The 16,616-nt window shown below is 67.1% G+C and carries 19 protein-coding genes; 8 read left to right on the top strand and 11 right to left on the bottom strand.

Features of this window, described 5'->3' with window-relative positions:
- Positions 1–13: 13 nt before the first annotated feature.
- The 9 genes from pheT to ATE64_RS03960 all read right to left on the bottom strand — a co-directional run bounded on the left by pheT (position 14) and on the right by ATE64_RS03960 (position 8,349).
- Positions 14–2,395 (bottom strand): phenylalanine--tRNA ligase subunit beta, encoded by a 2,382-nt coding sequence (gene pheT, locus ATE64_RS04000; protein WP_058454371.1) that lies wholly within the window; start codon positions 2,393–2,395, stop codon positions 14–16.
- Positions 2,392–3,486 carry a phenylalanine--tRNA ligase subunit alpha gene (gene pheS, locus ATE64_RS03995; protein ID WP_058454372.1) on the bottom strand — a complete coding sequence of 365 codons (1,095 nt, stop codon included), beginning with the start codon at positions 3,484–3,486 and terminating at the stop codon, positions 2,392–2,394. The genes pheT and pheS overlap by 4 nt, the downstream gene beginning before the upstream one ends.
- Before the next feature lie 145 nt (positions 3,487–3,631).
- Complete coding sequence (locus ATE64_RS03990; protein WP_082657589.1) at positions 3,632–4,534, bottom strand: helix-turn-helix domain-containing protein; 903 nt, start codon at positions 4,532–4,534, stop codon at positions 3,632–3,634.
- 301 nt (positions 4,535–4,835) lie between these two features.
- Positions 4,836–5,201: a 50S ribosomal protein L20 gene (gene rplT / locus ATE64_RS03985; protein ID WP_058454373.1), complete on the bottom strand. Its 366-nt coding sequence runs from the start codon at positions 5,199–5,201 to the stop codon at positions 4,836–4,838.
- A gap of 13 nt (positions 5,202–5,214) precedes the next feature.
- Positions 5,215–5,418, bottom strand: coding sequence for a 50S ribosomal protein L35 (rpmI, locus tag ATE64_RS03980; RefSeq protein ID WP_058454374.1), 204 nt, complete (start codon positions 5,416–5,418; stop codon positions 5,215–5,217).
- 129 nt (positions 5,419–5,547) lie between these two features.
- Positions 5,548–6,330 (bottom strand): histidinol-phosphatase, encoded by a 783-nt coding sequence (hisN, locus tag ATE64_RS03975; protein WP_058454375.1) that lies wholly within the window; start codon positions 6,328–6,330, stop codon positions 5,548–5,550.
- Position 6,331: 1 nt separating this feature from the next.
- On the bottom strand, positions 6,332–6,718 hold the full coding sequence (locus tag ATE64_RS03970; RefSeq protein WP_167541741.1) for a VOC family protein: 387 nt from the start codon (positions 6,716–6,718) through the stop codon (positions 6,332–6,334).
- 22 nt (positions 6,719–6,740) lie between these two features.
- Positions 6,741–7,406, bottom strand: coding sequence for a cyclase family protein (locus tag ATE64_RS03965; RefSeq protein WP_058454377.1), 666 nt, complete (start codon positions 7,404–7,406; stop codon positions 6,741–6,743).
- 7 nt (positions 7,407–7,413) lie between these two features.
- Positions 7,414–8,349, bottom strand: coding sequence for a ribose-phosphate pyrophosphokinase (locus ATE64_RS03960; protein WP_058454378.1), 936 nt, complete (start codon positions 8,347–8,349; stop codon positions 7,414–7,416).
- Between the two features lie 250 nt (positions 8,350–8,599).
- Here ATE64_RS03960 and ATE64_RS03955 point away from each other — a divergent pair, with 250 nt between their 5' ends.
- The 4 genes from ATE64_RS03955 (at position 8,600) to rpmG (ending at position 12,871) form a co-directional block, all read left to right on the top strand.
- The gene (locus tag ATE64_RS03955; protein ID WP_058454379.1) at positions 8,600–10,261 is read left to right on the top strand and encodes an NAD+ synthase; all 1,662 of its coding nucleotides are present in this window, start codon (positions 8,600–8,602) and stop codon (positions 10,259–10,261) included.
- Positions 10,262–10,297: 36 nt separating this feature from the next.
- A complete protein-coding gene (gene gltX, locus ATE64_RS03950; RefSeq protein WP_058454380.1) occupies positions 10,298–11,608 on the top strand; it encodes a glutamate--tRNA ligase in 1,311 nt (436 codons plus the stop codon).
- Between the two features lie 145 nt (positions 11,609–11,753).
- The gene (locus ATE64_RS03945) at positions 11,754–12,485 is read left to right on the top strand and encodes an energy transducer TonB (protein ID WP_058454381.1); all 732 of its coding nucleotides are present in this window, start codon (positions 11,754–11,756) and stop codon (positions 12,483–12,485) included.
- A gap of 218 nt (positions 12,486–12,703) precedes the next feature.
- Positions 12,704–12,871 (top strand): 50S ribosomal protein L33, encoded by a 168-nt coding sequence (rpmG, locus tag ATE64_RS03940; protein WP_003042331.1) that lies wholly within the window; start codon positions 12,704–12,706, stop codon positions 12,869–12,871.
- A gap of 267 nt (positions 12,872–13,138) precedes the next feature.
- Here the strand turns inward: rpmG and ATE64_RS03935 are convergent, their stop codons facing one another.
- Entirely contained in the window at positions 13,139–13,501 is a 363-nt protein-coding gene (locus ATE64_RS03935) for a response regulator (protein ID WP_058800147.1), read from the bottom strand.
- An 89-nt stretch (positions 13,502–13,590) separates the two neighbouring features.
- On the opposite strand from ATE64_RS03935, the gene ATE64_RS03930 reads away from it, so the two are divergent.
- From ATE64_RS03930 to ATE64_RS03915, 4 genes are read left to right on the top strand one after another with little or no spacing between them, the layout of a single operon-like run.
- A complete protein-coding gene (locus tag ATE64_RS03930) occupies positions 13,591–13,863 on the top strand; it encodes a DUF3572 family protein (protein ID WP_082657710.1) in 273 nt (90 codons plus the stop codon).
- Entirely contained in the window at positions 13,860–14,501 is a 642-nt protein-coding gene (locus ATE64_RS03925; RefSeq protein ID WP_058457487.1) for a hypothetical protein, read from the top strand. Before ATE64_RS03930 ends, ATE64_RS03925 begins: the two co-directional genes overlap by 4 nt.
- A gap of 10 nt (positions 14,502–14,511) precedes the next feature.
- The gene (locus ATE64_RS03920) at positions 14,512–14,979 is read left to right on the top strand and encodes a RidA family protein (RefSeq protein ID WP_058457488.1); all 468 of its coding nucleotides are present in this window, start codon (positions 14,512–14,514) and stop codon (positions 14,977–14,979) included.
- A gap of 7 nt (positions 14,980–14,986) precedes the next feature.
- Positions 14,987–16,135 (top strand): GNAT family N-acetyltransferase, encoded by a 1,149-nt coding sequence (locus ATE64_RS03915; RefSeq protein ID WP_058457489.1) that lies wholly within the window; start codon positions 14,987–14,989, stop codon positions 16,133–16,135.
- A 112-nt stretch (positions 16,136–16,247) separates the two neighbouring features.
- On the opposite strand, the gene ATE64_RS03910 is transcribed toward ATE64_RS03915, so the two are convergent.
- Positions 16,248–16,562 carry a hypothetical protein gene (locus ATE64_RS03910; protein WP_058457490.1) on the bottom strand — a complete coding sequence of 105 codons (315 nt, stop codon included), beginning with the start codon at positions 16,560–16,562 and terminating at the stop codon, positions 16,248–16,250.
- Between the last annotated feature and the right edge of the window lie 54 nt (positions 16,563–16,616).

Genomic DNA, 16,616 nt, shown 5'->3' with positions numbered 1-16,616 from the left:
CGACCCAGGGCCGCTATCCGCGCAGCACCGCCCCAACCTTCGCTGCCGAGGCGACCACCTTGTCGGCGATCGCTCTCAATTCAGCGTCGGTGAAGCTGTTGTCCACCGGCTGCAGCTCGACCTCGACCGCCAGGCTCACCTGGCCTTCGGGGACGCCGGTCCCGGCAAAGCGGTCGAAAAGCCGCACATCGACGATCGCCACCTTGTCCGCACTGCGGATCGCGCGGACGAGGTCGCCCGCCGCCAAGCTTTCGGGCGCGAGGAAGGCGAAGTCGCGGCGCACCGATTGCAGCGCGGGCGGGGTAAAGGCAGCGCGGGCGGGGCCGCTCGCGCGCCTCGCCGGGATCGCGTCGAGGAAGATCTGCACCGCCATCGCCGGACCGTCGACGTCGAAATGCTTCGTCAGCGACGGATGCAGCGCGCCGAATTCGGCGAGCACGGCCTTGGGCCCAAGCCGCAGCGTCGCCGACTGGCCGGGATGCCAGATGCCGGATTCGGCGACGGCCTCCATCACCTGCAACCGGTCGGCGGGCGCGCCCGCGGCGTCGAGCAGCGCGAGCGCGGCCGCTTTCGCGTCGAACGCGTCGAAGGGCGCGGCCTTGCCGTTCTGCCAGCCGCGCGGCGTCTTGTCGCCGACCATCAGCACGCCCAGCGTCGGATGTTCGCTCGTGCCGATATAGCGGCGCCCGATCTCGAACAGGCGGATGCTGTCGGCGCCGCGATTCTGGTTGCGCGCGGCGGCGGCGAGCAGGCCGGGAAGCAGCGACGGACGCATGACCTTGAGGTCTTCGCTGATCGGGTTCGCAAGGCTCCAGGTGCCGCCGCCGAAGGGCGCGGCCTCGCGCTCGCTGATGAATGACCAGGTCACCGCCTCGTGGAAGCCCGCGGCTGCGGCGCTGCGGCGCAGGCGGCGCTCGACGAGCTGCTCGGCGGTAGCGGTCGGCTTCGCGACGCCGTCCGTCCGCGGCAGCGGCGCCGACGCGATCGCGTCGAAGCCGGTGATGCGCGTGACTTCCTCGACGATGTCGGGCGCGGCATCGACATCGCGCCGCCAGCTCGGAACCGTGATCGTCCACGGATCGCCCTCGGCCACGCCAAAGCCCAGGGATTCGAGGATCGCGCGCTGCGTCGCGGGTTCGATCGCGATTCCGCCGAGCGTCGCCGACAGCGACGGGTCATAGGCGACGGTCTTCGTCTCGACCGGCGGCGTGCCCGCGCGCGTCACCGCCGAGGGCGTGCCGCCGCAGATGTCGAGCACATAGCGCGTAACGATCGCGGTGCCTTCGTCGAGGAAGGCCGGATCGACCCCGCGCTCGAAACGGCTGCGCGCATCGCTCGTCAGGCCGAGCGCTTGTCCGGTGAGCGCGATGCGCTCGGGCGTGAAGTAAGCGATCTCGATCAGGACGTCGGTCGTTTCCTCGCTGCAGCCCGAATGCTCGCCGCCCATGATGCCCGCGATGTCGTGGACTTCGCGCTCGTCGGCGATCACGGTCATCGTGTCGTCGAGGGCGTAGTCCTTGCCGTTCAGCGCGGTGACGGTTTCGCCATCCCTGGCGCGCCGGGCGACCAGCGCGCCGTGAAGCTTCGCGCGGTCGTAGATATGGCTCGGGCGGCCGAGGTCGAACATCACATAATTGCTGATGTCGACGAGCGCCGAGATCGAGCGCTGGCCGATCGCCTCGAGACGGCGGCGCATCCATTCGGGGGTCGCGACGCGGTTGTCGACGCCGGCGATGGTGCGGCCGTAGAAGGCGGGGCAGGCTTCGGGATCGTCGGTCCGGATCTCGGTCGCGGGCGCACCCGCGCCTTCGATCGCGGGAATCGCGAGCGGCTTCAGCGTGCCCAGCCCGGCGGCGGCGAGGTCGCGCGCGATCCCGCGCACGCCCATGCAATCCTGCCGGTTCGGGGTGATCGAAATGTCGATCACCGGATCACCCGCACCGCTATAATCGGCAAAGGGCGTTCCGATCGGCGCATCGGCGGGAAGCTCGATGATCCCGTCATGGTCATCACCGAGTTCGAGCTCGCGCGTCGAACACATCATGCCGTTCGATTCGACGCCGCGCACCGCGGCGACCTTCAGTTCCATGCCGTTCACCGGCACGACCGCGCCGGGCAGGCCGAGCACGCCGACCAGGCCGGCGCGCGCGTTCGGCGCGCCGCAGACGACCTGCAACACGCCCTCGCCGGTGTCGACGGTCAGCACCTGCAGCTTGTCGGCCTGCGGATGCTTTTCGGCGGTCAGCACCTTCGCGACGCGGAAACCGGCGAGTTTCTCGGCCGGGTTCTCGACGCCTTCGACCTCGAGGCCGATGCGGTTGAGGGTCGCGACAACATCGGCGGCGGTGTAGTCGCCGTCGAGATGCTCGCGGAGCCAATCGAGGGTGATCTTCATGCCGAAATCCCTCCGCTCAGCGTGGGCACGCTCAGAGCGCCGAACCCGTAATGCGACAGCCAGCGAAGGTCGCCGTCGAAGAACGCGCGAAGGTCATCCATGCCATATTTCAGCATCGCCAACCGGTCGACGCCGACCCCGAAGGCGAAGCCCTGCCAGACATCGGGATCGAGCCCGCAATTGGCGATCACGCGGCGGTTGACCATGCCGCTGCCCAGCAGCTCCATCCACGCATGACCCTCATCGTCGCCATGGCCGCCGACGATGCGGCGGCCCTTTTCCTGCCTGTAGCCGACGTCGACCTCGGCCGAGGGCTCGGTGAAGGGGAAGTAGGAGGGCCGCAGACGCAGCACGATGTCGTCGCGCTCGAAAAAGGCCTTGAGGAAGGTTTCAAGCGTCCATTTGAGGTGCCCCATATGAATGCCGCGGTCGATCACGAGCCCCTCGACCTGATGGAACATCGGCGTATGCGTCGCGTCGCTGTCGCTGCGATAGACGCGGCCCGGGGCGATGATGCGGATCGGCGGCTCCTCGCTCATCATCGTACGGATCTGAACCGGCGACGTGTGCGTGCGCAGCAACATCGCGCGGCCTTCGGCATCCTTGTCGGGGAAATAGAAGGTGTCGTGCATCGCGCGCGCGGGGTGCGTCTCGGGGATGTTAAGCGCGGTGAAATTGCGCCAGTCGTCCTCGATCTCGGGTCCGGTCGCGACTGCAAAACCCATGTCGGCGAAGATCTCGGCGAGTTCGTCCATCACCTGGCTCACCGGGTGGACGCTGCCCTTCGGCGCGTCGGCGGCAGGGAGCGTCATGTCGAGGCGTTCGGCGGCAAGCTTCGCCTCGAGCGCCGCGCTTTCGAGCGTCGCCCTGCGCGTGGCGATCGCCTCGGCAACGGCTTCGCGCAGGGCGTGGATTTTCGGCCCCTCAACCTGCCGTTCCTCGGGGGTCATCCCGCCGAGGGTCTTCAAGAGGCCGGTCACGCTGCCTGCCTTGCCGAGCGCGGCGACGCGCAGCGCCTCGACCGCGTCGAGATCGGCGGCAGCCTCGATATCGCCCACCAGCTTCGCCTGCAGGGCCTGTGTCTCGCTCATCGTTGTTCGTCCTGTTCCGGCGCGATGCCGCTGCCGGCCTGTTGTTTCTGCTTTGTCGAGGAACCGGCGGCTTCCCGCGCGTCCGTTGCCCGCCGCTTGCACCGAACGGGCGGCGCGGGTCAAGTCTGTTGGCCGAAAAGCGGCGCTATCCGGCCGGTTTGTGGAGCCCCTGCACCGCCTCGCCTGCCGCGGCGGCGCGGGCCAGCGCCGCCGCACCCAGGATCGGTTTTGGCCGCGCGGCATAGGCGCGCGGGCTCATTCCCATGAAGCGCCGGAAATCGCGGGTGAATTGCGCCTGATCATAATATTGATAGTCGAGCGTCGCGATCCAGCTCATCGAGGGGTCGAGCATGAAACGCGCGAGGCTGCGCAGAAAGCGCTGGCGACGGAGCAGCAGCTTGGGCGGGAAGCCGAAGGCACGGCGCGAGAGTCGCTCGACCGAGCGTTCGGACATGCCCAGCTTTTCGGCGAGTTCGGCAACGCTTGTCAGTTCGTCCTGGACCAGCGCGGTATGCGCAGCGAGGATCGCCGGGTCGTCGCGCGGGGCGCCGGCAAGCAATTCCGCGACATGATCGTCGATCATCCGCGCCGCCGCCTCGACGTCGTTCGCCTGCCGCAATTTGGCGACGAGGGGTACGCAGGCGGCGAAGGCCGGATGAACCGCCCCGTCGACGAACCGGTCGGCGAAATCCGCGGCAGGAAGCGCGAATAATTTGGCCCAGCCGGCGGGCAGGATGCCGATTCCCCACACACGCATCGTGCCGGCCGCGAAATAGGTCGCCTTGCTGGTCGGGCCGGTGACGACGAAGCGCGGCGCGGGCACCGGTTCGGCGTCGCCGACCGCCGCGAGCGAGGGCTCGCCCTCGATGAAGCGCAGGTTTGCCCATTCGGGATGGAGATAATCCTCGACCCGCACGCCTGGCGGCGCTTCGACCTCGGTCAGGTAGATGATGCTGCAATAGGGGCGCAGCGCTTCGGAGACAGGGAAGAAGCGCGTCAGCACGCGCACGCCCGCGTCGGGCCCGCTTGCGGATTTTCCCACGGTCATGACGTCACCCTTGCGGACGCGTGCGAAAAAAAACAACAGCCTAGGCGCAGGTCGTGTCGTGTTCTTACAATTTTTGTGTCCTGCACGACGGCATATGTCGCGCCATAGGGACACTTCCGCCGGCCGGCAGCTTTCTGCGACCCACGGCTATTCGGCACGGAGGGAGGGGGGCGATGGTTTTCCACTGGAGCCATTGTCGGAACGGCGTGAGGGGAAACCTTCGCGCCGTTCCTGTTTTGCGATCACGAAAAAGGGCGGCCCCGTCGGGACCGCCCTTTTGCTTTAGCAATAGCTCAGAGGCTTAAGCCGCCTTGGGCAGCGCCGCCTTCGCCTGAGCGATGATCGCGGCGAACACGCCGCCTTCGTTCATCGCAAGGTCGGCCATGACCTTCCGGTCGAGTTCGATCCCGGCGAGCTTCACGCCGTGCATGAACTGCGAATAGGTGAGGCCTTCGGCGCGAACGGCGGCGTTGATGCGCTGGATCCACAGGCCGCGGAAGCTGCGCTTCTTCGCCTTGCGGTCGCGATAGGCGTATTGGCCGGCCTTTTCGACGGCCTGGCGCGCGACGCGGATCGTGTTCTTGCGCCGGCCATAATAGCCCTTCGCCTGTTCCAGGATCCGGTTGTGCTTGGCGCGCGTGGTCGTGCCGCGTTTGATGCGTGACATGGTCTAGCGCTCCTTACTTCAGGCCGTAGGGCGCCCAGAGGCGCACGTGGGCCGTATCCGCATCGCTGAGCACGCTGGTGCCGCGGTTGGTACGGATATACTTGCTATTGTGCGAAATCAGGCGGTGGCGCTTGCCGGCAACGCCGTGCTTCACCTTGCCCGAGGCGGTGAATTTGAAGCGCTTCTTCACACCGCTCTTGGTCTTCAGCTTGGGCATTTTCGTCTCCTTGGTTAGCGACGATATCGACCGGCCCTGGCAGCCCTTGTCGCCAGGCAGGTCCGCTTGTCTATCGTGCGAAGGCGCGCGCCTAGACGGATTCGCGCCGAAATGCAAGCGCCGAGGCGGTCAATGACGGCAGGCGAGGCCCTCGATCACATCCTCGAGCCGCGCCGGATCGCCGAGCGCGATGACATGGCCCGGGCTGTCGGCGTTGAGCGGTTCGCCATTCCAGTCGCACATCGTCCCGCCCGCGCCCTCGACGACGGGGACGAGCGCGGCATAGTCGTGGAGCTTCAGCCCCGCCTCGGCGACAATGTCGATATGACCACTCGCGAGCAGGCCGTAATTATAACAGTCGCCGCCGAAGACCATGCGCTTGTGCGAGGTCTTCGCGGCGAGCGCCATGAAATGCTCGCCATCATGGTCGGTAAAATATTGCGGGCCGGTCGTCGCCAGCACCGCGTCGGCGAGGTTGCGGCAGGTGCGCGTCGCCGCCGGCTTTCCGTTGAACAAGGTCGGCTGCCCCATCGCGCCGACCCAGCGTTCGCCGGAAATTGGCTGGTCGATTATGCCGAGGATGGGCCAGCCGTCCTGCAACAGCGCGATCAGCGTGCCAAAGATCGGCCGCCCGGCCATGAAGCTGACCGTGCCGTCGATCGGGTCGAGCACCCATTGGCGCGCGGCTTCGGCGCGTTCGGCGCCATATTCCTCGCCGATGATGCCATCGCGCGGCGCCTCGGCATCGAGCAGCCGGCGCATCGCGGCCTCGGCGGCGCGGTCGGCCTCGGTGACGGGAGAGGCATCGGCCTTCGCTTCGTGCGTGAATGCCGCGCGGAAAAGGGGACGGATGGCGGCGCCGGCAGCATCGGCGAGGCGATGCGCGAGGGCGATGTCGGATTCGAGGCTCATGTCAGCCGCGATAATCCCATTGCGCGGCGTTGTCGCCAACACCTTCGCCGAACGTGATCAGATTGCCGTCGGGGTCGCGCACCCAGAACTCGCGCTGGCCATAGGGGTGCGTTTTGGGAGCGCCCCAGCGCTCCACCGGCAGTGCGGCGAGCTGTGGCTCATAGTCTGCGAACAACGCTTCGACGTCGCGGACGTCGATATAGATGTGCGAACAGCCGGGCGGGTTGAGCGCGCCCGCGTCGAGCGCAAGGAGGCGAAGGCCGATGCGCTCGCGCTCGACATAGGCATAGCCGCCATCATCGACATGGACGGTGAAGCCGAGCAGGTCGCGATAGAAGGCGAGCGCGGGTTCGATCGCGGCGACGCCGAGAAAGGGTGTCACCTGCACAAAGGATGACCGCTCCGCCATATCAGTCGATCGCGGCGTGCGCACGCACGGGAAAGGTGCCCATCCCGCGAATCTTGGGGGGCACGGCATAGAAGCGGAACCCCGTCGGCGGTAGCTGTTCGAGCCCCGTCATATGCTCGACGATCTGGATGCCGGCGCCGAGCAACACCGTGTGGACCGGACGCTCGCCGCCGCTGTTGTCGTCGATATTGTGCGAATCGATGCCGACGAGCGTGGCGCCCTGGTCGCGCAGATATTCCGCAGCGTCACGCGTGAGAAAGGGATGGCCTTCGAAATAGGAATCGCTGCCCCAATGGCGGTCCCAGCCGGTGCGGACAAGGACGGCGCGGCCGCGAATTTCGTGGCGGCCGAACAGCGATGGGCCGATGGCGCGTCCGGTCACGCCGGTGGCATCGACCAGCGTTCCCGGTACGCCCGCAAGCGCCTCGAGCGCGAGGCCCGACAGGTCGGTCCCGTCGGCATATCGATGGAAGGGCGTGTCGATATAGGTGCCGGTGTTCGCGACCATATCGATGCGGCCGATATGGAATTCGGTCCCCTCGGCATAGAGCGCCCGCGATTCTTCGCGCGACAGATAGTCGCAGATGACGGGCGCGGGCAGACCCTTGTAAGTGATGGTGCCATGTTCGACGACGTGGCTCAGATCGACGAGACGGCCCGTCGTCATTCGCGGGTCAATCGAAGAGGCTCGACACCGACGATTCGTCGGCGATGCGCTTGATCGCTTCGCCGAGCAGCGGCGCGACGGTCAGGGCACGGACCTTGGAACTGTCGTTGACCGCGTCGGTCGGCTGGATCGAATCGGTGATGACCAGCTCGGTGAGTTCGCTCGCGTCGACGCGGGCGACCGCGCCGCCCGACAGCACGCCGTGGGTACAATAAGCGACGACGCCCTCGGCGCCCGCAGCCTTCAGCGCGGCGGCGGCGTTGCAGAGCGTGCCCGCCGAATCGACGATGTCGTCGATCAGGATGCAGAAGCGGCCCTTCACGTCGCCGATGATGTTCATCACCTCCGATTCGCCGGCGCGCTCGCGGCGCTTGTCGACGATCGCCAGCGGCGCGTTGTCGAGGCGCTTCGCCAGCGCGCGTGCGCGGACCACGCCGCCGACGTCGGGCGAGACGACCATCAGATTCTTGTCGCCGAAGCGCGCCTGGATATCGGCGCTCATCACCGGCGCGGCGTAAAGATTGTCGGTCGGGATGTCGAAGAAGCCCTGGATCTGGCCGGCGTGCAGGTCGATCGCAAGGACGCGGTCGGCGCCCGAGGTGGTGATCAGGTTCGCGACGAGTTTGGCCGAGATCGGGGTGCGCGGGCCGGGTTTGCGGTCCTGACGGGCGTAGCCGAAATAGGGGACGACCGCGGTGATGCGCTTCGCCGAGGCGCGGCGGAGCGCGTCGGTGATGATCAGCAGCTCCATCAGATTGTCGTTCGCGGGGAAGTTCGTCGGCTGGACGACGAAGACATCCTGCCCGCGCACATTCTCGTGGATCTCGACGAACACTTCCTCGTCGGCGAAGCGGCGGACGCTGGTGTCGGTCAGCGGCAGCTCGAGATAATCGGCGATCGCGCGGGCCAGCGGCAGGTTGCTGTTGCCGGAGATGAGTTTCATGGGGTGTGGTGGCCCTTTTTCGCGATGGGGAATGCGCGCCCCTTAGCCAGCGGAGGCCGATAGGGGAAGGGGTTAAAGCCATCGGCGTGCCGGGCGCTCGCGAGGCCGCAGCCTTGGGCGGACAGCAGGCAGATCTTTCGTCGTCACCCCCGACTTGATCCGGGGTGACGAGGGGCTGGAGCCTGACCCCGAGACCGTCACCACGCGGTCCGGTGTTGAATTCGGGGCGGCAGCGCCTAAACCGCTGGGCATGACCGAGCATCTCTCTATCGTCCTGTCGCAGATGACCCAGTCGGTCGGCGATCTCGCCGCCAACGCCGCCGCGATGCGCGAGGTGCGCGCGCGGCACGGTGGGGCCGACCTGATCCTCTACCCCGAGCTGCAACTGATCGGCTATCCGCCGGAGGATCTGGTGCTCAAGCCCGCGCTCGCCGAGCGCGCCGCGGTGTTGCTGGCCGAACTCGCGGCGGAGACCGCCGACGGCGGGCCGGCGATGCTCGTCGGTTCGGTCGAGCGCGATGAAGAGGGCCAGCTCTACAATATGGTCGCCCTGCTCGACGAAGGGCGGATCGTCGCGACGCGGCGCAAGTATGAGCTGCCGAATTACGGCACCTTCGACGAAAAGCGCGTCTTCGCGCCCGGTCCGCTTCCCGACGTCGTCGAATGGCGCGGCGTCAAGCTGGGTCTGCCGATCTGCGAGGATGGGTGGTTTCCAACCGTTTGCGGGCATCTCGCGGCGCAGGGGGCCGAAATCCTGATCTCGGTGAACGGCAGCCCATATGAGATCGACAAGGACGACCGCCGCCTGACCCAGGTGTTCGGCACGCGCGTGGCCGAGACGAACCTGCCGCTGATCTTCCTCAACCGCATCGGCGGGCAGGACGAGCTGGTGTTCGACGGTTGCTCCTTCGTCCTCGATGGCGATGGCGGCACCGCGCACCGCCTGACCGATTGGGAGGCCGAGGAGCGCGTCACGCAATGGACCAGGAGTGCGGACGGGTGGCGCTGCGAGCCCGGCGCGATCGCCGAGTGGGACGCGCATCCGGCCGATATCTACAATGCGATGGTGCTGTCCTTGCGTGACTATGTGACGCGCAACCGCTTCCCCGGCGTCGTGCTCGGCCTGTCGGGCGGGATCGATTCGGCGATCTGCGCCGCGATCGCCGCCGATGCGCTGGGCCCCGACAAGGTCTGGTGCGTGATGTTGCCGAGCCGCTTCACCAGCCAGGAAAGCCTCGACGATGCGCGCGGCTGCGCGGAGATGATCGGTTGCCGGCTCGACACCATCCCGATCGTCCCCGCGGTCGAGGCGTTCGACGTCATGCTCGCCGACAGTTTCGCCGATGAAAATGTCGATACGACCGAGGAAAATGTCCAGTCGCGCATCCGCGGCGTCACCTTGATGGCGCTCAGCAACAAGTTCGGCCCGATGCTGATGACGACGGGCAACAAGAGCGAGATGAGCGTTGGTTATGCGACGATCTATGGCGACATGGCGGGCGGCTATAATCCGCTGAAGGACGCGTACAAGACGACGGTGTTCGCGGTGGCCAGGTGGCGCAACGCGCATGTCCCGCGCCTTTCGCGCAACCCGGTGTTCCCGGTGATGCCCGCGCGTATCATCACCAAGCCGCCGAGCGCGGAGCTGCGTCCCGACCAGAAGGACGAGGACAGCCTGCCGCCCTACGTGGACCTCGACCGGATGCTCCACATGCTCGTCGAGGAGGAGGCGAGCGTCGACGATGTCGTGGCGCGCTATGGTTTCGATCGCGACGCGGTGGCGCGAATCGAGCGCCTGCTCTCGATCGCCGAGTACAAGCGCCGCCAGGCGCCGCCGGGGGTGAAGCTGTCGACGCGCAACTTCGGGCGCGACCGCCGCTATCCGATCACGCACGGGTTCCGGACGGCCTGACTCGCTTCACGCGCAAAAGGGGTTATAGGCGCGCCCATGACCGTCACGACCCGTTTCGCCCCTTCGCCGACCGGCAGCCTGCATGTCGGCAATGTCCGCACCGCGATCCACAACTGGCTGTGGGCGCGCAAGCATGGCGGGCGATTTCTGCTGCGCATCGACGACACCGATCTCGAGCGGTCGAAAGAGGAATATGTGGGCGCCATCCGCGCCGATCTTGCGTGGCTGGGGCTCGATATCGATGGCGAGGAGCGGCAGTCGGCGCGCTTTGCGTTGTACGAGGCCGAGTTCGGGAAACTGAAGGCTGCGGGGCGCGTCTATGCCTGTTACGAGACGCCCGAGGAACTCGATATTCGCCGCAAGATACTGCTCTCGCGCGGGCTGCCGCCGGTCTATGAGCGCAAGCCCGCCGATGCGCCGGTGCCCGAGGGTGTCGCCCCGCACTGGCGTTTCAGGCTCGATCATGATGCGTCGATCGAGTGGACCGATATGGTTCGCGGTCCTCAGCATTTTGAACCGGCGAATATGTCCGACCCCGTCGTGCGCCGCGCCGACGGCAGCTGGCTTTACCTGCTCCCGAGCGTGATCGACGATATCGCGATGGGGATCACCCATGTCGTGCGCGGCGAGGACCATGTGTCGAACACCGCGGCGCAGATCCAGATGTTCGAGGCTCTGGGCGCGACGCCGCCGCAATTTGCGCACGAGGCGCTGCTCGTCGGGACCGAGGGCAAATTGTCGAAGCGGCTGGGCTCGCTCGGGATGGCAAGCCTGCGTAAGGATGGGATCGAGCCGATCGCGCTCGTCGCGCTGCTCGCCCGGCTGGGTACCAGCGATCCGATCGAGCCGGTGACGTCGCCCGCGCCGCTGATCGAAAGCATCGACTTTGCGCGCTTCGGCCGCGCGCCGGCGCGTTTCGACGAGGGCGAGTTGGCATTGCTCAACCAGAAGATACTGCACCACACCGACCATGCCGCGGTCGCGTCGCGCCTCCCCGCCGCGATCACCGAGGCACGCTGGCACGCGATTCGCCCGAACCTGATGACCGTCGCCGAGGCGGCCGACTGGGTGGCGGTGTTCGACGGGCCGTTCGCGCCGCCCGCGCCCGAGGATGCCGACCGGCCGGTGCTCGCCGCCGCCGCCGCCGCCGCGCCGGGCATCGACTGGACGGCCGACCCCTGGCACGCGCTCACCGCGGCGGTTAAAGAGGCGACGGGCGCCAAGGGCCGCGCGCTTTTCCTGCCGCTCCGCCGCGCGCTGACCGGCCGCGACCATGGTCCCGACATGGCCGAACTGTTGCCGCTGATCGCCAAGGATCAGGCGGCGGCACGCCTCGCGGCCGCCTGATCGTCCTCCACGAGACAGCGGTACGCCTTGCCGATCATTCCGATTGACAAATATAGTGATGTTATAATATCACACAATCGGACTTGGCCGACAGCAGCGGTCGACGCGGGCGGGGCCGGGTCTCCTTGAGGCAAGGAGAGGTGCCATGACCCTGATTCCCCTGATATCCGCAATCGTCGCGGCCCCCGAGGCGATCACCGCGCCGGAGGGCGGTTCGTCGCTGCGGCGCGACAGTTACGACCCCGGCGCGGCGCATCGTCCGCTTGCGGCCGCGCTGGCGGTGGGCTTGCCTGTCGTGCTCGTCGTCGCGGTTGCGCTGTCGCCGATGATCGTCAAGCCCAAGCCCGTGCTTTCGCCGCTGACCGGCACGCTGATCAAGATCGAGAAGCCGGTCGATCCGCCTCCGGACAAGCGGCCCGAAACCTCGCCGACGCCGAAGAGCCATTCGGTGCGCGAGGCGGTGAAGCCGCTCGTCGACCTTGGTCCCCGGACCGATCTCGGCGCGGAGGTAAAGCCCTTCGTCCCCGACCCGCTGCCCTATGATCCGGGTCCGCCCGCGCGTCCCGCCGATCCACCGGCTCCGCCGCCGCTGGTGCTTGCAAAGCTCGATCCGCGCTATGCGGCGGGGTTCCAGCCCGACTATCCGGCGAGCGAGCAGCGCCGCGAGGTCGAGGGCGCGGTTCGCGTCCGCGTGCTGATCGGCACCGACGGGCGCGTGAAGGCGGTCGAGCTGGTCAGCACCGACAGCCCCGGCTTCTTCGAGGAGACGAAGCGGCGCGCGCTCGCCAAATGGCGTTTCAAGCCGGCGACGCGTGGCGGCGTGCCCGAAGAAAGCTGGCAGGTGATGACCGTCCGCTTCGAGATCAAGGGCGCCTGAGGGCGCGGCCGAACCCCTTCTGGGCGGGCGGCGCGATGCCGTCCGCCCTTCCTTTTGCTTGACATGGAGCCCGAATCCCGCCAATGGCCCGCGGATAAATGGGGGCGGCGCCCGACGCGCGGCCCTCTTTGTTTTTCACCGCAACCGCCGGGGCCCCCAGTCCCGCCACATTTGCCGGACGTTCCGGGGAATGTGCCAAGTTTTCGAGGAACAGGGCCATGGCCAAGCCGACGACCGTCAAGATCAAGCTGGTGAGCACCGCCGACACGGGCTTTTTCTATGTCACCAAGAAGAATCCGCGCACGATGACCGAAAAGATGTCGGTGCGCAAATACGACCCGCGTGCGCGCAAGCACGTCGAATTCAAGGAAGCCAAGATCAAGTGATGCATTTCCCCATGCGCTGAAAGCGCGCGGGTGGAAATGCGTCATCCCCGCTTCGGCGGGGATCGAGGTGATACAGAAGGGCGGCCCGTGCCGCCCTTTTTCGTGCATGCGGGAAACGTCAGCTTTGGGGTGGGAAGCGGTCGTATCAACAACGTCGCCCCCGCGCAGGCGGGGGCCGCTAGCCGCCTATTCCTGCGCGGCCGCGTAAACCGACAGCGGCCCCCGCCTGCGCGGGGGCGACGGCTTGTTTCGGTCGAAACCGGTCGCTCAGGCAAACGCCCCCACGCTTTCGATGAACTTGATCACCGAAATCGGCTTGGACACGTAGGCCTCGGCGCCCGCGGCCTTGATCTGCTCCTCGTCGCCCTTCCCCGCATAGGCGGTGACCGCCATGATCGGCACCGCGCGCAAGGTCAGGTCGGCCTTCATCTGTTCGATCAGCTCGAGCCCCGAGACATGCGGCAACTGGATGTCCATGATGATGAGGTCGGGCGATACCTCGCGCGCCCTTTCCAGCGCATCGCGCCCGTCGCGCACCGGATGCGCGCTGTAGCCATGGGCGTTGAGCAGGTCGCAGAACAGGCGGAGGTTCAGCTCATTATCCTCGACGACCAGGATGGTCTTGCCCATGTCTCTTCCGTTCCCCACCTTGTACCCGCAGCCGGTTTAGGCGAATCGGCCGCGCGACTCAATTGCCTCGCGTGGAAGGGAAATTTGGCTTGTTCGAAGACGACGCGGCGCTCGCGCTCCAGGCGCTTGGCTGGATAGTGAGTGACGAGCCGCGCGCCGAACGGCTGCTCGCGATGACCGGGCTCGATCCCGACGGCCTGCGCGCCTCGCTCGGAGACCGCGCGACGCTTGCTGCGATCCTGTCCTTCCTCATCGCCTATGAGGCCGATCTGATCGCCTGCGCCGCGGCGCTTGACGTCAAACCCGAAGCGCTTGCGGCCGCCGCTGAGCGGCTCGATGGAAACCAGAGGATGGACGCATGACCCGCCCGCTCGTCATTACCGATTGCGACGAGGTGCTCATGCACATGGTCGTCCCCTTCGCGCAGTGGGTCGACGAAGAGCATGGCGTGATCTTTCGCATGGAGGACACGAGCTTCGCCAACGCGCTGAAGCGCAAGGAGTGCGGGACGCCCCTGGAGGCGGCCGAGGTCTGGCCGCTGCTCGACGGCTTTTTTCGCACCGAAATGGGGCGCCAGACGCCGATCCCCGGGGCGCTCGAGGCGATGGCGGCGATCGCCGAGCACGCCGACATCGTCGTCCTGACCAATGTCGGCCCCGACCATCAGCAGACGCGCGCCGACCAGCTCGCGGCGCTGGGCCTCGCCGCGCCGGTGATCGGCAGCCGCGGCGGCAAGGGCGAGCCGGTGCGGCGCCTGATCGACGAGCGCGAGCCGGGCGTTGCGATCTTCATCGACGACCTCGCCAATCATCACAAGTCGGTCGCGGTCGAGGCGCCGCAGGTCTGGCGGCTGCATATGGTCGGCGAGCCCGCGATTGCGGACAAGGTTCCCCCCGCCCGCCACGCGCATGCAAGGATTGATGGCTGGACGGCGGCGCTGGAGTGGATATTGGCGCGGCTTGCCGAGAATATCCCGGCGCCCGATCCCGAACTGGTATAAAGGAACCGACATGTCCGACGTTATCGCCAAGCTCGCCGAACTCGGCCTCGAACTGCCGAAGCCGGCCGCGCCGGTCGCCGCCTATGTCCCCGTCGTCGAGCGAGGCGGGCTGCTCCATATCTCGGGCCAGCTTCCGTTCCGCGACGGGCAGGTCGTGACCGGCCGCCTCGGCGCCGACATGGACGAGGCGACGGGTTATGACGCCGCGCGCCGCTGCGCACTGATGCTGGTGGCGCAGATCGGCAACGCCGTCGGCGGCGACTGGTCGCGCGTCGAAAAGATCGTCAAGCTGGGCGTGTTCGTGAACAGCGATCCCGGCTTTACCGCACAGCCCAAGGTTGCGAACGGTGCTTCGGAACTGATGGAGTCGGTGTTCGGCGAGGCCGGCCGCCATGCGCGCAGCGCGGTCGGTGTCGCGGTGCTGCCGCTCGGCGCGGCGGTCGAGGTCGACGCGATCGTCGCTGTGAAACCGGCATAAGGCTCCGGTGGCCGAAGCCGACCCGCCAGCCCGGACCATCTCGCTCGGCACCGGCGTCGCCGCAGTCGACGCGGCGGCTTGGGATGCGCTGGCGGGCGGGGGCAATCCGTTTGTCAGCCATGCTTTCCTGGCGCTGCTCGAAGAATCGGGCAGCGTCGGACCCGGCACCGGCTGGCAGGCCGCGCCGATTCTTGTCGAGGATGCGGCGCGCACACTGGTTGGCGCCGCGCCCGCCTATCTCAAGTCGCACAGTCAGGGCGAATATGTCTTCGACCATGCCTGGGCCGACGCGTGGGCGCGCGCGGGCGGCGATTATTATCCGAAATTGCAGATTGCCGCGCCCTTCACCCCCGTTCCCGGCCCGCGTCTGCTGGCACAGGACCACGAAACCGCGCTGCTGCTGATCCGCGGCGCCGAGGCGGTCGTGCGCCAGAACGGACTGTCGTCGGCGCATGCGACCTTCGTCGCGCCCGAACAGATGCCGATCTTCGAGCAAGCGGGCTGGCTGGTCCGGCGCGATATCCAGTTTCATTTTGCCAATGCGGGCTATGGCAGCTTCGACGACTTTCTCGCCACGCTGACCTCGCAGAAGCGTAAACAGCTCCGCAAGGAACGCGCGCGGGCGTCGCACGGTCTGCGTATCGAGGATTTGACGGGCGATGCGATCCGCCCCGAGCATTGGGAGGCGATGTGGGCCTTTTACCAGGATACTGGCGCCCGCAAATGGGGCCACCCGTACCTCACGCGCGCGGCGTTCGACCTGCTCGGCGCGCGGATGGCCAACCGGATTATCCTGTCGATCGCCTATGACGGCGACGCGCCGGTCGCGGGAGCCATGCATTTCGTCGGCGCCGATACGCTTTACGGCCGTTACTGGGGCTGTGTCCGCGACATCCCCTATCTGCATTTCGAATTATGCTATTATCGCGCGATCGATATCGCGATCGCCCGCGGACTCGCGCGGGTCGAGGCGGGCGCGCAGGGCGGGCACAAGCTCGCGCGTGGCTACGGCCCCGTCGCGACCTGGTCGGCGCATTTCATTGCCGATCCCGGCTTTCGCCGTGCGGTCGCGGATTACCTCGAACAGGAACGCCGCGCCGAGGAAGCCGAAATGGAATGGCTCGAAGGGCACACGCCGTTCAAGCGCTCGACCTGACTTTATCAGAACGGCACCAGCCCGCTCCCCCACCCGGCCTCCCATTTCAGGATATGCTATTGGAAGGCCGGGTGGGGGAGCGGGCTGGTGCCGCATCCGCGTGAGCAGAAAATTACGCCGCGAAGCGGCGGGCAGCGGGACGGCGGGCCGTTTCGTCGAGCCAGGCGCGCGCCTGGCGCTGCGCCTCGGCGATTTCGTCGCGGCTCATTTCGCTCGACACGTCGGCGCGGCACTGCTGGCCTTCGCGGCTGCCGCCAAGCGCGGCAAGGTTGAACCATTTATGCGCCTGGATCAGGTCGACATCGACCCCGCCGCTGCCGGTCGAGAAGGCGATCCCGAGGTCGAAATAGGCATTGGCGTCGCCGCGCGCCGCATCGAGCAGCCGGCTTTCGATCAGATATTGGGCAGACTTCAGACTGTTCGCCATGATAACCCCCTGTCGTCTCCACCCCACGGAGACCTCGGGGCCCAAGTTTGCGGC

Origin of the sequence: Sphingopyxis sp. H073, assembly GCF_001468395.1 — a bacterium.
Classification (GTDB): domain Bacteria; phylum Pseudomonadota; class Alphaproteobacteria; order Sphingomonadales; family Sphingomonadaceae; genus Sphingopyxis.
The sequence above is the reverse complement of the archived record's forward strand: the minus strand, read 5'-3'. Positions and strand labels throughout refer to the sequence as shown.

Excerpts from the sequence above, each read along its gene's own strand:
- pheT (WP_058454371.1), bottom strand. The coding sequence starts at position 2,395 with ATGAAGATCACCCTCGATTGGCTCCGCGAGCATCTCGACGGCGACTAC.
- pheS (WP_058454372.1), bottom strand. The coding sequence starts at position 3,486 with ATGAGCGAGACACAGGCCCTGCAGGCGAAGCTGGTGGGCGATATCGAG.
- ATE64_RS03990 (WP_082657589.1), bottom strand. The coding sequence starts at position 4,534 with ATGACCGTGGGAAAATCCGCAAGCGGGCCCGACGCGGGCGTGCGCGTG.
- rplT (WP_058454373.1), bottom strand. The coding sequence starts at position 5,201 with ATGTCACGCATCAAACGCGGCACGACCACGCGCGCCAAGCACAACCGG.
- rpmI (WP_058454374.1), bottom strand. The coding sequence starts at position 5,418 with ATGCCCAAGCTGAAGACCAAGAGCGGTGTGAAGAAGCGCTTCAAATTC.
- hisN (WP_058454375.1), bottom strand. The coding sequence starts at position 6,330 with ATGAGCCTCGAATCCGACATCGCCCTCGCGCATCGCCTCGCCGATGCT.
- ATE64_RS03965 (WP_058454377.1), bottom strand. The coding sequence starts at position 7,406 with ATGACGACGGGCCGTCTCGTCGATCTGAGCCACGTCGTCGAACATGGC.
- ATE64_RS03960 (WP_058454378.1), bottom strand. The coding sequence starts at position 8,349 with ATGAAACTCATCTCCGGCAACAGCAACCTGCCGCTGGCCCGCGCGATC.
- ATE64_RS03955 (WP_058454379.1), top strand. The coding sequence starts at position 8,600 with ATGACCGAGCATCTCTCTATCGTCCTGTCGCAGATGACCCAGTCGGTC.
- gltX (WP_058454380.1), top strand. The coding sequence starts at position 10,298 with ATGACCGTCACGACCCGTTTCGCCCCTTCGCCGACCGGCAGCCTGCAT.
- ATE64_RS03945 (WP_058454381.1), top strand. The coding sequence starts at position 11,754 with ATGACCCTGATTCCCCTGATATCCGCAATCGTCGCGGCCCCCGAGGCG.
- rpmG (WP_003042331.1), top strand. The coding sequence starts at position 12,704 with ATGGCCAAGCCGACGACCGTCAAGATCAAGCTGGTGAGCACCGCCGAC.
- ATE64_RS03935 (WP_058800147.1), bottom strand. The coding sequence starts at position 13,501 with ATGGGCAAGACCATCCTGGTCGTCGAGGATAATGAGCTGAACCTCCGC.
- ATE64_RS03925 (WP_058457487.1), top strand. The coding sequence starts at position 13,860 with ATGACCCGCCCGCTCGTCATTACCGATTGCGACGAGGTGCTCATGCAC.
- ATE64_RS03920 (WP_058457488.1), top strand. The coding sequence starts at position 14,512 with ATGTCCGACGTTATCGCCAAGCTCGCCGAACTCGGCCTCGAACTGCCG.
- ATE64_RS03910 (WP_058457490.1), bottom strand. The coding sequence starts at position 16,562 with ATGGCGAACAGTCTGAAGTCTGCCCAATATCTGATCGAAAGCCGGCTG.